The organism is Pseudooceanicola sp. HF7 (genome assembly GCF_011806405.1).
GTDB lineage: Bacteria > Pseudomonadota > Alphaproteobacteria > Rhodobacterales > Rhodobacteraceae > Pseudooceanicola.
In genome coordinates, this window is sequence record NZ_JAATOW010000023.1 from 23,336 (window position 1) to 36,336 (window position 13,001).

The 13,001-nt window shown below is 67.7% G+C and carries 11 protein-coding genes and 2 riboswitches; of the genes, 5 read left to right on the forward strand and 6 right to left on the reverse strand.

Annotated features, from left to right (window positions below; all coding sequences use genetic code 11):
- Positions 1-60: 60 nt before the first annotated feature.
- On the reverse strand, positions 61-690 hold the full coding sequence (locus tag HCZ97_RS13580; protein WP_254871530.1) for an arylesterase: 630 nt from the start codon (positions 688-690) through the stop codon (positions 61-63).
- A 73-nt stretch (positions 691-763) separates the two neighbouring features.
- Here HCZ97_RS13580 and HCZ97_RS13585 point away from each other — a divergent pair, with 73 nt between their 5' ends.
- From HCZ97_RS13585 to HCZ97_RS13600, 4 genes are all read left to right on the forward strand, one after another.
- Positions 764-1,462 carry an ABC transporter ATP-binding protein gene (locus tag HCZ97_RS13585; RefSeq protein WP_167689259.1) on the forward strand — a complete coding sequence of 233 codons (699 nt, stop codon included), beginning with the start codon at positions 764-766 and terminating at the stop codon, positions 1,460-1,462.
- Positions 1,459-3,990, forward strand: a complete 2,532-nt coding sequence (locus tag HCZ97_RS13590; protein ID WP_167689260.1) for an FtsX-like permease family protein — start codon at positions 1,459-1,461, stop codon at positions 3,988-3,990. Before HCZ97_RS13585 ends, HCZ97_RS13590 begins: the two co-directional genes overlap by 4 nt.
- Positions 3,991-4,084: 94 nt before the next feature.
- A complete protein-coding gene (locus tag HCZ97_RS13595; RefSeq protein WP_167689261.1) occupies positions 4,085-4,312 on the forward strand; it encodes a hypothetical protein in 228 nt (75 codons plus the stop codon).
- Complete coding sequence (locus HCZ97_RS13600) at positions 4,309-5,325, forward strand: hypothetical protein (RefSeq protein ID WP_167689262.1); 1,017 nt, start codon at positions 4,309-4,311, stop codon at positions 5,323-5,325. The genes HCZ97_RS13595 and HCZ97_RS13600 overlap by 4 nt, the downstream gene beginning before the upstream one ends.
- Positions 5,326-5,598: 273 nt before the next feature.
- On the opposite strand, the gene gcvP is transcribed toward HCZ97_RS13600, so the two are convergent.
- The 4 genes from gcvP to HCZ97_RS13620 all read right to left on the reverse strand — a co-directional run bounded on the left by gcvP (position 5,599) and on the right by HCZ97_RS13620 (position 10,765).
- A complete protein-coding gene (gcvP, locus tag HCZ97_RS13605; RefSeq protein ID WP_167689263.1) occupies positions 5,599-8,451 on the reverse strand; it encodes an aminomethyl-transferring glycine dehydrogenase in 2,853 nt (950 codons plus the stop codon).
- A 71-nt stretch (positions 8,452-8,522) separates the two neighbouring features.
- The gene (gene gcvH, locus HCZ97_RS13610; RefSeq protein WP_167689264.1) at positions 8,523-8,882 is read right to left on the reverse strand and encodes a glycine cleavage system protein GcvH; all 360 of its coding nucleotides are present in this window, start codon (positions 8,880-8,882) and stop codon (positions 8,523-8,525) included.
- 19 nt (positions 8,883-8,901) lie between these two features.
- Positions 8,902-10,026: a glycine cleavage system aminomethyltransferase GcvT gene (gene gcvT, locus HCZ97_RS13615; protein ID WP_167689265.1), complete on the reverse strand. Its 1,125-nt coding sequence runs from the start codon at positions 10,024-10,026 to the stop codon at positions 8,902-8,904.
- A gap of 76 nt (positions 10,027-10,102) precedes the next feature.
- A riboswitch (glycine riboswitch) is annotated at positions 10,103-10,170 on the reverse strand.
- Position 10,171: 1 nt separating this feature from the next.
- Positions 10,172-10,260, reverse strand: a riboswitch (glycine riboswitch).
- Between the two features lie 58 nt (positions 10,261-10,318).
- Positions 10,319-10,765, reverse strand: coding sequence for an Rrf2 family transcriptional regulator (locus tag HCZ97_RS13620; protein WP_167689266.1), 447 nt, complete (start codon positions 10,763-10,765; stop codon positions 10,319-10,321).
- 175 nt (positions 10,766-10,940) lie between these two features.
- Between HCZ97_RS13620 and HCZ97_RS13625 the strand changes: the two genes are divergently transcribed.
- Positions 10,941-11,510 (forward strand): gamma-glutamylcyclotransferase family protein, encoded by a 570-nt coding sequence (locus HCZ97_RS13625; protein ID WP_167689267.1) that lies wholly within the window; start codon positions 10,941-10,943, stop codon positions 11,508-11,510.
- Between the two features lie 120 nt (positions 11,511-11,630).
- Here the strand turns inward: HCZ97_RS13625 and gltX are convergent, their stop codons facing one another.
- Positions 11,631-12,968 carry a glutamate--tRNA ligase gene (gltX, locus tag HCZ97_RS13630; protein WP_167689268.1) on the reverse strand — a complete coding sequence of 446 codons (1,338 nt, stop codon included), beginning with the start codon at positions 12,966-12,968 and terminating at the stop codon, positions 11,631-11,633.
- Positions 12,969-13,001 lie beyond the last annotated feature (33 nt).

Consider the following 13,001-nt stretch of genomic DNA (forward strand, 5'->3'; position numbering starts at 1 on the left):
CAGGGGCCGCCATCCACTGGATCCGCCGGAACGACGAAGCCCGGTGCACCGATGCGCGGCTCAGCGCTTGTCCGGCACCCGGTCCAGAACCTCCAGAACAGAGGGGCCAAGCGCCTCGACGATCCGGGCCACGCCCTGAGCGGACGGATGAATCCCGTCCGGCTGCATGTGCCCGCGCAGATCCGCTGGATCGCCGCTGTCGCTCAGCAGGCCAAGGAAGCTGGGTACGAAGACGGTTTCGAACTGATCCGCCAGCTCCGGGTAGATCGCATCGAAGGCGGCCTTGTAATCGGCCCCGAAGTTCTGCGCCGATTGCATCCCCACAAGCAGCATGGGCAGATCCCGTGAAGCACCAGCCTGCAGGATCCCCTCCAGGTTGGCGCGTACTGTGGCGGGATCGGTGCCCCGCAACAGGTCATTGCCGCCCAGGATCACCATCAGCGCCTCGACCTCCGGGGTCAGCGACCAGTCGATCCGTGCCAGCCCGCCAGCTGTGGTATCGCCAGAGACACCGCCATTGATCACCGTGACCTCGCGCCCCTGATCCTTCAGCCAGTCCTCCAGCTGGGGCACCAGCCCGCTGCCCTGCTCCAGGCCGTAGCCCTGTGTCAGGCTGTCCCCGAACGCCAGCAGGGTCACCGGCTCTGCCTCTGCCGCCACCGCCCACATGGCGGCACAAACGCCTAACATTGTCGCGACCGCCTTGCCCCGCAGAACAGACCGCCCATATGCAAGACTGGACCCAACAGCGCGAAGGCCCGCCATGCATGACCAAGTGATGACGCTCACCGGGGCCCAGCTGGCCCTTGATGGCAATGCGGGCCGGGTAGAGATCCTGCACGGCATCGACCTGTCCGTCACGCGGGGTGAGACTTTGGGGCTCATCGGGCCTTCCGGGTCTGGCAAGTCTTCTCTCCTCATGCTGATGGGCGGGCTGGAAAGCGCCACCGGCGGCCGGGTCGAGGTGCTGGGCCATGATCTGACCGCCATGTCCGAAGACGCGCTCGCCCGCTTCCGCAGGGAACATATGGGGGTGGTCTTCCAAAGCTTCCACCTCATTCCCACCATGACCGCGCTGGAAAACGTCGCAACCCCGCTGGAACTGGCCGGGCACCGCGACGCCCGCGACCGCGCCCTGGCAGAGCTTGAGACGGTCGGCCTGGCCGCGCGGGCCAATCACTACCCCGCGCAGCTCTCGGGCGGCGAACAGCAGCGCGTCGCCCTGGCCCGCGCCTCTGCCCCCCGGCCCGCGATCCTGCTGGCCGATGAGCCCACCGGCAACCTCGATGGCGCCAATGGCACGGCGATCATGGACCTGCTGTTTTCCCTGCGCGACCGGCACGGGGCCACGCTGATCATGGTCACCCATGCGCCGGAACTGGCCGCGCGATGCTCGCGCGTGATCCGCCTGCGGGACGGGCGGCTGGATGACACCCCCCCTGCGCAAGAGGCCGCAGAGTGAGCAGCCTGCGCGCCGACCTGCGCCTGGCCGCCCGTTTCGCCGCCCGCGAATTGCGCGGCGGTCTTTCGGGCTTCCGCATCCTGATCGCCTGCCTGGCGCTTGGCGTGGCCGCGATTGCCGGCGTCAGCTCCGTGCGCTCCGCGATCGAGGCCGGGCTAGCCGCCGAAGGGGCCGCCATGCTGGGCGGCGATGCAGAGGTCTCCCTGACCTACCGCTTTGCCACGCCCCAGGAACGCGCCTGGCTTGAGGAACGCGCGCTGGCCACGTCAGAGGTCGCCGATTTCCGCTCCATGGCCAGCCTGGGCGATGACCGCGCCCTGACCCAGGTCAAGGCCGTGGACAGCGCCTACCCCCTGACCGGCACGGTCGCGCTGGATCCGCCCATGCCCCTGGCCCAGGCGCTCGCGGGCCGCGATGGCTCCCCCGGCGCGGTGATGGAGCCGGTGCTGATGGACCGCCTGGACCTTGCGCCCGGCGATAGCTTCCAGCTGGGCGGGGAAACCTTCACCCTCATGGCCGCGCTGACGCGCGAACCGGATGCCAATGCCTCCGGGTTCTCGCTGGGACCACGCACACTGGTGCTGCGCGATGCGCTGCAGGGCACGGCGCTGCTGGCGCCCGGCACGCTCTTTGACAGCCATTACCGGCTTCTGCTGGCCCCGGAAACGGATCTGGAGGCGCTGGAAACCGCCGCGCGGGATCACTTCGCGGACAGCGGCATTCGCTGGCGCGATGCCCGCAACGGCGCCCCCGGCATTGCCACCTTCGTGGACCGGCTGGCCGCCTTCCTGATCCTGGTTGGGCTTGCAGGCATGGCCGTAGGCGGGGTCGGGGTCTCTGCCGCGATCCGGGCCTACCTCTCGGGCAAGATCGCGGTCATTGCCACGCTGCGCACCCTGGGGGCGGAGCGGCGGGTGATCTTCCTGACCTATTTCCTGCAGATCGGCGCGCTGGCCGGTCTGGGCATCGTGATCGGGCTGGTGCTGGGCGCGCTGGTGCCGCTGGCGCTGGCGCCCGTTCTTTCGGCCCGCCTGCCCGTGCCCGCACAGTTCGGCATCTTCCCCGCCGCCCTGCTGGAGGCCGCGCTCTATGGTCTTCTGACCGCGCTGATCTTCACGCTCTGGCCGCTGGCCCGGGTCCAGCAGATCCGCGCCGCCTCCCTGTTCCGCGATGCCGGGGCCTCTGGTCCCGGGCTGCCACCACGGCCGATGGCGCTGGCGATCCTGGGGCTGGTGGGGCTGCTGATCGGCACGGCGGCGCTGCTGTCGGAAAGCGCCCGGCTGACCCTCTGGGCGGCGGCGGGCCTGCTGGCCGCGCTGCTGCTGCTGGCGCTCTCGGCGGCAGGCATCAAGGCTCTGGCGCGCCGCGCCCGTGGCCTGGGTCGGGGCCGCCCGGCGCTGCACTGGGCGCTGGCCGCCATCTCCGGCCCCCGGACAGAGGCAACGGCGGTGGTCCTCTCTCTGGGCCTCGGCCTTTCGGTGCTGGCCTCCGTCGGGCAGATCGACGGCAACATGCGCCGCGCCATCGCCCAGGACCTGCCGGACCGCGCGCCCTCCTACTTCGTGGTCGATATCCAGCCCGACCAGATGGATCCCTTCCTTGCGCGCGTCGAAGAAGACCCCGGCGTTAGCCGCGTGGACCGCGCGCCCATGCTGCGCGGCGTAATCACCCAGATCAACGGCGCGCCGGCCCAGGAGGTGGCCGGGGATCACTGGGTGCTGCGCGGGGATCGCGGGATCTCCTATGCCGGGGCCATGCCCAAGGACACGCGCCTGACCGCCGGCAGCTGGTGGGGTCCCGATTTCACCGGCGCGCCGCAAATCAGCTTTTCCGCCGATGAGGCCGCCGAACTGGGGCTGAGCCTTGGCGACACCCTGACCGTCAACGTGCTGGGCCGCGACATAGAGGCCACGATCACCTCCTTCAGAGAGGTCGATTTTTCCACCGCCGGCATGGGCTTCATCCTGGTGATGAACGAAGCCGCGCTCTCCGGCGCGCCCCATAGCTGGATCGCCACGATCTACGCCGATAGCGCGGCAGAGGCACCCCTGATGCGCGACCTGGGCCGCAGCTTCCCCAATATCACCGCCATCCGCGTGCGCGACGCCATCGACCGCGTCAGCGCGCTGCTGGAAGGGATCGCGGCGGCGACCTCCTACGGGGCGCTTGCCACGCTGCTGACGGGCTTCCTGGTGCTGATCGGCGCGGCGCTCTCGGGCGAAAGGGACCGGGTCTATGAAAGCGCCGTGCTCAAGGTGCTGGGGGCGACGCGGGCGCGCATCCTGCAAAGCCTGGCCCTGCGCGCGGCCCTGCTGGGCGCAAGCGCCGGGGTGATCGCCCTGGGCGCGGGCATCGCAGGTGGCTGGGCCGTCTGCCACTACGTATTCGAGACAAGCTATTCCGTGATCTGGCCCAATGCCCTGGCCGTGGTGCTGGGCGGCCTGGCCGCCAACCTGCTGGCCGGGCTGGCCTTTGCCTGGCGGCCGCTCTCGGCCCGTCCAGCGCAGGTACTGCGCGGCCGGGATTAGGTCAAACTTTAGAAGATAGACTTGTCGCGATCTTTCAAGGCCGCGGTAATCTTCTCACAACACTTTGTCCGCATCCCCAAGACGGAGCGGACCTTTGAACATACCCAGTCTTTACGACCCCTGCTGGACCGTCGCACTGCTGGACAGCTGGCGGCTTGAGGGGTGCTCGCTCGGGACGCGGATGCTGGTTGCCCGGCTGCGCGTCCAGGTACGCAATGTACCCGCCTCCATGCCAGAGGCCGTGGCCCTGCTGCATGGGTATTTCAACACCAATCCGGCCGTGCGCGACGACCTGCCGGATGTCATCCGGAGAGCCGCATGAAGACCCAGATGCTGACGGTCCGCCAGGCCGCGCAGAAGATCCGCGACGGGGGGCCTTCGGGCATGCCCCTTGTCATCGCCGGCAGCGAAGAGGCCCTGCGCGCCCTGCCCTGCGGCAACTGGATCGGCGGCACCGCTTGCTATTTCTTGACCGAAGAGGGCGGGATCTGCGACAGTGCCCGCGTCATGGTGACAGAGATCCCCAGTGCCACGGACAGCCTGATCCGCCACGTTCCAGCGGCAGAGCTGCCCTCTCTGACCTCGGGGCGCTTTGGCAACGGCATGAGCTTCGTGCTGATCCCCGCCTTTTCCACCGCGCACCAGCGCTTTGCCATCGACGGGCCGGGCTATGAGGGCCTGTTCGATCAGCCGCTGATGGGCTGGGTGACCGGCAGGCTGCTGGAGGCGGAGCCCGCCGTGCTACCGCTGGTCATCGACGGCACCACCGGCAGGGCCCATGCCGATGGCGCCCTGATCATGCACCTGGCCCTGCCGCCCGACCGGATGGCCCGGATCGACATCGTGACCCTCTTTGACCAGGACGCGGATCCGGCCCGCAGCTTTACCTTCACCGAAACCGGGTTTTCCGCGCGCACTGCCCTTGTCGGCGGGCAGGAAGTGGACCTGGCCACCTATCTCACGGAGCAGGGGATCGACACCCGCCTGCCGCTGGTGGCCGATTACGCTGGCGCGCTGGTCAATGTCTCTTTCAGGGAGGTCAGCGCCGAAAGCGGCGTGTCCTTCTACGCTCCGGTCATGGCCGGCGTGGAATATCGCCTTGCCCGCCCCCTGGCGCTTCCCTACCCGGAGGAATTCGCCCGCCAGTGCAGCGGCGACGGGGGTAGCCAGCTGGCCTGCAACTGCATCCTGAACTACGTCCACGGTGGGCTGGAAGGGCGCAGCACCGGCAGTTTCACCGGCCCCGCGACCTTTGGAGAGATCGCCTACATGCTGCTGAACCAGACCATGGTGCGACTGGAAGTCGTAGCGGCAGAAGGCGAGCGGGTGGCCTGAGGCTCCGGGGTGAGCCAGGGGGGCTTGCGGTGCTGCGAGGGTGTCTCGTTGCCGGGGGCAACGGCACCTGCGGCGGCGGGTCAGGGGGGCGCCGCCCCCCGCCTCCGTGCCGGAGACTCCCCCTGAAGTATTTTCAGCCAGGTGAAGACAGGGGCCCCTGCGACGATTGCCGCGCGGGGCCCGGTCTGACAGGCGCGGCGGGCGGGGGCGTGGCCGTAGGCACGCGGGTCGACGCCGCGCGCCCGGATGCCATGGCGCGCGGCGGTCTTGCCATTACTCTGCCGCTTCGGCGTAGTCGCTCATCGGCGGGCAAGTGCAGGTCAGGTTGCGGTCGCCCCAGGCGTTGTCGACTCGGTTGACCGGCGGCCAGTACTTGTCCACCCGGAAGGCACCGGGGGGGAAGCAGCCCTGTTCGCGGGAATAGCCGCGGTCCCAGTCGGCAGCGACAAGATCCTCTACCGTATGGGGGGCGAAATGCAGCGGGGAGTGCTCCGCGCTGACCTTGCCCTCCTCGACCTGCGCGATTTCTTCCCGGATCGCCAGCATGGCGTCGCAGAAGCGGTCCAGTTCTGCGCGGGTCTCGCTTTCGGTGGGTTCCACCATCAGCGTGCCCGGGATGGGGAAGGACATGGTGGGGGCGTGGAAGCCGCAATCGACCAGCCGCTTGGCGATGTCATCCACCGTCACGCCGACCTCTCCGAAGGGGCGGGTGTCGAGGATGCATTCATGGGCCACGCGCCCCTGGGGCCCCTTGTAGAGCACCTCGTAGGCGCCCTTGAGGCGGGCGGCGATGTAATTGGCGTTCAGGATGGCCACCTTGGTTGCCTGGGTCAGCCCCTCGCCGCCCATCAGCAGGCAGTAGGCCCAGGAGATCGGCAGGATCGAGGGCGACCCATAGGGCGCCGCCGCCACCGCGCCGGAGCCGCCCGTGGCAACGTGGCCCGGCAGGTGTTCGGCAAGGTGCGCGCCCACGCCGATCGGGCCCATGCCGGGGCCGCCGCCACCGTGCGGGATGCAGAAGGTCTTGTGCAGGTTCAGGTGGCTCACGTCACCGCCGATATCGCCGGGGCGCGCAAGGCCCACCATGGCGTTCATGTTGGCCCCGTCGATATAGACCTGGCCGCCGTGATCATGGGTGATCTTGCAGACCTCGCGCACCGTTTCCTCGAAGACCCCGTGGGTGGAGGGATAGGTGATCATGCAGGCCGCCAGGTCATCGGCGTATTTCTGGGCCTTCTCCAGGAAGTCGCCCAGGTCGATATCGCCGTTGTCACGCGCCTTGACCGGCACGACCTTCCAGCCGGCCATCTGGGCCGAGGCCGGGTTCGTGCCATGGGCCGAGGTCGGGATCAGGCAGATGTTGCGATGCGCCTCGCCCCGCGCCCTGTGGTAGTTGCGGATCGTCAGCAGCCCGGCGAATTCCCCCTGCGCGCCCGAGTTCGGCTGCATGGAGAAGGCCGCGTAGCCGGTGATCTCGCAAAGCTTGGCAGAGAGATCCGACAGCAGCTGGCCGTAGCCCGCCGCCTGGTTCGCCGGACAGAACGGGTGCAGGGAGGAGAACTCGGGCCAGGAAATAGGCTCCATCTCCACCGCCGCGTTCAGCTTCATCGTGCAGGAGCCTAGAGGGATCATCGCCCGGTCCAGCGCAAGGTCGCGATCCGCGAGGCGGCGCATGTAGCGCATCATCTCGGTTTCGGCCCGGTTCATGTGGAAGATCTCATGCTCCAGGTAGGCGCTTTCGCGCGCCAGGGCATCGGGGATCAGGTAATCATAGGGGCCTTCCGCCGCCGCGCCGGGCATCGACAAGCCAAAGGCGCGCCAGACGGCCTCGATCGTGGCGGGGCGGGTGCATTCGTCCAGCGTGATGCCGATCTTCGTCTCGCCCACGCGGCGCAGGTTCAGCCCCTCGTCCAGCGCGGATTTCATCACTGCGGATTGCAGCGCGCCGACCTCCACGTGGATCGTGTCGAAATAGGCCTTGGGACCAACCTCGAAGCCCGCCCCTTCAAGGCCCTTGGCCAGGCGCACGGTCTTGCGATGGATCCGCTGGGAGATGCCCTTCAGCCCCTCCGGCCCGTGGAAGACCGCGTACATCGACGCCATCACCGCCAGCAGCGCCTGCGCCGTGCAGACGTTGCTCGTGGCCTTCTCGCGACGGATATGCTGTTCGCGGGTCTGCAGCGCCAGCCGGTAGGCGCGGTTGCCCCGGGCGTCGATGGACACGCCCACGATCCGCCCGGGCATGGAGCGCTTGTAGGCATCACGGCAGGCCATGTAGGCCGCGTGCGGGCCGCCATAGCCCAGCGGCACGCCGAACCGCTGGGTGGAGCCCACGGCGATATCCGCGCCCATCGCGCCCGGCTCCTTCAGGATGCACAGCGCCATCGGGTCCGCGATGACGATGCCGACGGCCTTGGCACCGTGCAGCGCCTCCATCTGCTCGGTGAAATCGGTCAGCTCGCCATGGGTGCCGGGATACTGGAAGATCGCGCCAAAGACCTTCTCGGCCTCCAGCTCCGCGGGCTCGCCAAGGATGATCTCGATCCCCAGCGGCTCGGCCCGAGTGCGGATCACATCGATGTTCTGGGGATGGCAGTTCACGTCGACGAAGAAGGCCCCAGCCTTCGATTTCGCCACCCGCTGCGCCATGGTCATCGCCTCCGCGGCGGCAGTGGATTCATCCAGCAGGGAGGCATTGGCGATATCCAGCCCCGTCAAGTCGCAGATCATGGTCTGGTAGTTCAGCAGCGCCTCAAGCCGGCCCTGGGAGATTTCCGGCTGGTAGGGCGTATAGGCCGTGTACCAGGCGGGGTTTTCCAGGATGTTGCGCTTGATCGCGGGGGGCGTGATCGTGTCGTGGTAGCCCTGCCCGATCAGGCTGGTCAGCACCTTGTTCTTGCCCGCCACCCCGCGCATGAACTTCAGCAGATCCGCTTCGGACAGCGCCGGCCCGAAGTCCAGCGGCTGGGCCTGGCGGATCTGCCTGGGCACCGTTTCCCCGATCAGCGTGTCAAGGCTGTCCGTCCCGATGACCTTCAGCATCGCCTCCATCTCGGCGGGCGATGGCCCGATGTGGCGGCGGTTGGCAAAGTCGTAGGGGCGGTATTCGGTCGGGGTGAAGGGCATCGAATGCTCCGGGCTGTCAAGGAAGGGGGCGAGGCGCCCAATGCGCCTCGCGTAGGGCCGTAGCCCGCGGATCAGGCGATGAACTTCGCGTAGGCCGCCTCGTCCATGTAATCGTCCATCTGGGACGGATCGGACGGCTTGATCTTGAAGAACCAGGCGTCGCCCATCGGGTCGTCATTGATCTTGGAGGGGTCCTCCACCAGCACTTCGTTCACTTCCACGATCTCGCCGTCGATCGGCGCCAGGATGTCACTGGCGGCCTTGACGCTTTCGATCACGACGACCTCGTCGTCCTTGGCCACTTCCGTGCCTTCCTCGGGCAGCTCGACGAAGACGATGTCGCCAAGCTGTTCTGCGGCATGTTCGGTGATCCCCACGACGATCAGGTCGTCTTCGGGGCGCAGCCATTCATGTTCTTCGGTAAATTTCATCTGGTCGATTCCCTGTCTGTCAGCGTTTGAAGTTGGCAGGTATGAAGGGCAGGCTGTCAACGCGGATCGGAAGCCGCTTGCCGCGCAGCTCCGCCTCCAGCGCCGTGCCGGCCGCGGCAAGATGCGCCGGGACATAGCCCATGGCCACCGGGGCCTGCAGGCTGGGTCCGAAAGCGCCAGAGGTGATCTGACCCACCTCTGCATCCTCGTGGAAAAGCGTCACGCCTTCGCGCATGGGCGCGCGGCCCTCCGGGCGCAGGCCGACGCGCAGGCGGGCGGGGCCGGTTTCCAGCTCCGCAAGGATCTTTTCCGCCCCGGGGAAGCCCCCGGCGCGCGCCCCGCCATTGCGGCGCGCCTTCTGGATGGACCAGTGCAGCGCGGCTTCGGCGGGGGTGGTGTCTTCGGTGATGTCATGGCCGTAAAGGCACAGGCCCGCTTCCAGCCGCAGGCTGTCACGCGCGCCCAGCCCGATGGGCGCCACGCCCTCCTGGTTCAGCAGGGCCCGGGCCAGCGCCTCGGCCTCCTCGGCCTGCACGGAAATCTCGTAGCCGTCCTCACCGGTGTACCCCGAGCGCGAGATCCAGCATTCCGCGCCCCCGATGGAAAGCGTGCGCACATCCATGAAGCGCATCTCGGCCACCTCGGGCGCCAGCGCGGCCAGCGCCGCCTCTGCGCCGGGGCCCTGCAGGGCCAGCAGGCAGCGATCGGTGATCTCCACCACCTCGATGCCGGGCAGGCTGTCCTGCATATGGGCGATATCGGCGGCCTTGCAGGCGGCATTGACCACGACGAATAGGTGATCGCCCCGGTTGGCGAACATCAGGTCGTCGCGGATGCCGCCGGCGTCATTGGTCAGCAGGCCGTAGCGCTGGCGGCCCTCGCCCAGGCCCAGCACCGCCGCCGGGATCAGGCTTTCAAGGCCAAGCGCCAGGGTCTCGGGATCGGCCCCCTTCAGCACCACCTGCCCCATGTGGCTGACATCGAACAGCCCGGCTGCGGCGCGGCAATGCAGGTGCTCCTTCATCACGCCCATAGGGTATTGCACGGGCATCTCGTAGCCCGCGAAGGGCACCATCTTGCCGCCAAGCTCCTCGTGCAGGGCTTTCAGCGGCAGGTGTAGAAGGGCATCTGTCGTCTCGCTCATCCGTCTCTCCAGGCCTCGGCCCTGACGGCAAGCGTCCGGGCATCACGCGCGCGACCTTGCGGTCCCGCAGGATGCCCCCTCTGTTCTTTTGCCTGAGATCGCTATCCCTTCGGCGGACCCGGGACCGGGCCTCTCTCCAGAGTGTTCGTACCGACCGGTCCTGAAGCCTGAGAGTTTCCGGGGCGGTTGCTCCTTCGGCACCGGCTTGCGCCGGATTCTCCCGTGTCGGTGGCGTCTGGATAGCGTCGCTCCCGCAACAGTGCAAGCCCGCTGCGACGGGCCGGTCGCAATATCAGCCCGCGCAGGCGAAAGGGGTCATGAGTTCGGCAAGACCGCCGTTTTCCTCGACCAGTTCGCCCAGGGTGGATTCATCCAGCGTGGCATAGAAGGCCTCTGTCGCGCGGGCGATCGCCAGGCGCAGGCGGCAGGCCCCGATCAGCGGGCAGGTGTTCTCGTCATCCGCGAAACATTCCGCGATCGGCACCGTGCCTTCCACCGCGCGAAACACGTCGCCCACCCGGATCTCATGCATGGAACGGCCAAGCGCCATGCCCCCGTTGCGCCCGCGATGGGTCTTCAGGTAGCCAAGCTGGCCCAGCCGGTTGATGACCTGCGCCAGGTGATTTTCCGAGATGTTGCAGACCTCGGCGATCTCGCTCTTGGTGACCAGGCGATCCTGGTGCACCGCGCAATACATCAGCACCCGCATGGAGATGTTCGTTCGTTTGGTCAAACGCATCTTCTGTTCCTTTCGGCCAAACAGCCCCTACCCTGCCGGATGCGCCACCGCCCGCGCGGCCGGTGGTCCGATCTGCGCGGCGCACGGGGGCCAGCTTGCCGGCAGGATCACACCCGATCATACTGTGACCCGATACGAACAAGGTGTATTTGACCTGCATCAAATGGAACACGTAATGCACGCCACAGATCCTCATTTCTTCGGCTATGGCAGCCTGGTCAACCGCCGGACCCATGTCTACGGCGGCGCGCGCCCCGCGGTGGCAGAGGGCTGGCGACGTGTCTGGCGCCACACCGCCCTGCGGCCCTTCGCGATCCTCACCGCCGTGCCAGCCCCCGGCACCCGGATCGAGGGGCTGGTGGCCGCCGTGCCGGGCGCCGACTGGGCCGCGCTAGACGAACGCGAATTCGCCTATGACCGGGTGCTGACGGCGGATGTCAGCCATGACCTTGCGCCCCCGCCAGAGGTCGCGATCTACACGATCCCCGAAGACAAGCATCCCCCCGCACCAGAGCCCACGGCGATCCTGCTGAGCTATCTCGACGTGGTCGTGCAAGGCTATCTCAGAGAGTTCGGCGAAGCGGGCGTCGCACGGTTCTTTGAAACCACGGACGGCTGGGAGGCCCCGGTGCTGCAGGACCGCGCCGATCCCGCCTACCCCCGCGCCCAGCCCCTGACCCCGCAGGAGCTGGCGCTGGTGGACCATTGGCTGGACAGGCTTGCCTGCCCCCTCCTCCAGGCCTGAAGCGCGACCGGCAGAAACGCAAACGGCGGCCCCCAAGGGAGCCGCCGTTCGCTAAATCCGCAGGATGGGTGCACCCCACCGCCCTAACCGTCTGCCCCAGGCAGCCCGGCCCGAGAGCGCTTATGCGCCCTGCTTGGCCTTGATCACCTGGAGAAGCGGCAGCACCTGGCTCATGTCCGGGCCATGGGCCTGGCCGGTCAGCGCCTTGCGCAGCGGCATGAACAGACCCCGGCCCTTGCGGCCCGTGGCGGCTTTCACCTCGGCCGTCCACTTGCCCCAGGTCTCGGAATCGTATGGCCCCTCCGGCAGCAGCGCCAGCGCCTCTGCGACGAATTCGCGGTCCTCCTCCTCGATGACCGGCTCGGCCCCTTCAGAGAACATCTTCCACCAGCCGTCGACATCCGACAGCACGGTGATGTTGTCCCGCACCACGGTCCAGAAGGCCTCTGCCTGGTCTTCCGGCACACCGGCCTGCAGCACGCGGTCCTTGACCTGCGCCAGGGAGCGGCCCTGCAGCACATGGGCGGTCAGCGGGAACAGGTCGTTCTCGTCGAACTTGGTCGGGGCAGAGCCGAACTGGTCCAGGTCGAAGCCTTCCGCGATTTCCTCCACGCTTTCGCGCAGCTCCACCGGCTGGGAAGACCCCAGGCGCGCCATCAGGCTGAGCAGCGCCATCGGCTCCACGCCGCGGGCGCGCAGATCACGGATCGACAGCACGCCAAGACGCTTGGACAGGGCCTCGCCCTGGGGGCCGGTCAGCAGGCTGTGGTGGGCAAAGCTGGGCACCGTGCCGCCAAGCGCCTCGATCATCTGGATCTGGGTCGCGGTATTGGTCACGTGGTCAGAGCCGCGCACGACATGGGTCACGCCCATTTCCGTGTCATCGACAACGGAAGCCAGCGTGTAAAGCACCTGCTTGTCGGCGCGGATCAGCACCGGATCGGAAACAGAGGCCGCATCGATGGAGATATCGCCCAGGATGCCATCGGCCCATTCGATCCGCTGCTGGTCCAGCTTGAACCGCCAGACGCCATCGCCACGCTCGGCGCGCAGCTTGGCTTTCTCGTCATCGGACAGGCCAAGGGCGGCGCGGTCATAGACCGGCGGCTTGCCCATGTTGAGCTGCTTCTTGCGCTTCAGGTCCAGTTCCATCGGCGTTTCGAAGGCCTCGTAGAAGCGGCCCATCTCGCGCAGGCGGTCGGCGGCCTCCGCGTAGCGGTCAAGCCGCTCGGACTGGCGCTCCACGCGGTCCCAGGTCAGGCCCAGCCATTCCAGGTCTTCCTTGATCGCATCCACGTATTCCTGCTTGGAGCGCTCCGGATCCGTGTCGTCGATCCGCAGGATGAAGGTCCCGCCGGATTTCCGGGCGATCAGGAAGTTGAAGAGCGCGGTGCGCAGGTTGCCGACGTGGATGTAGCCGGTGGGGCTGGGCGCGAAACGTGTGACGATGGCGGACATAAGCATGACTCCTGTTGGCCGCCAATTGTCACA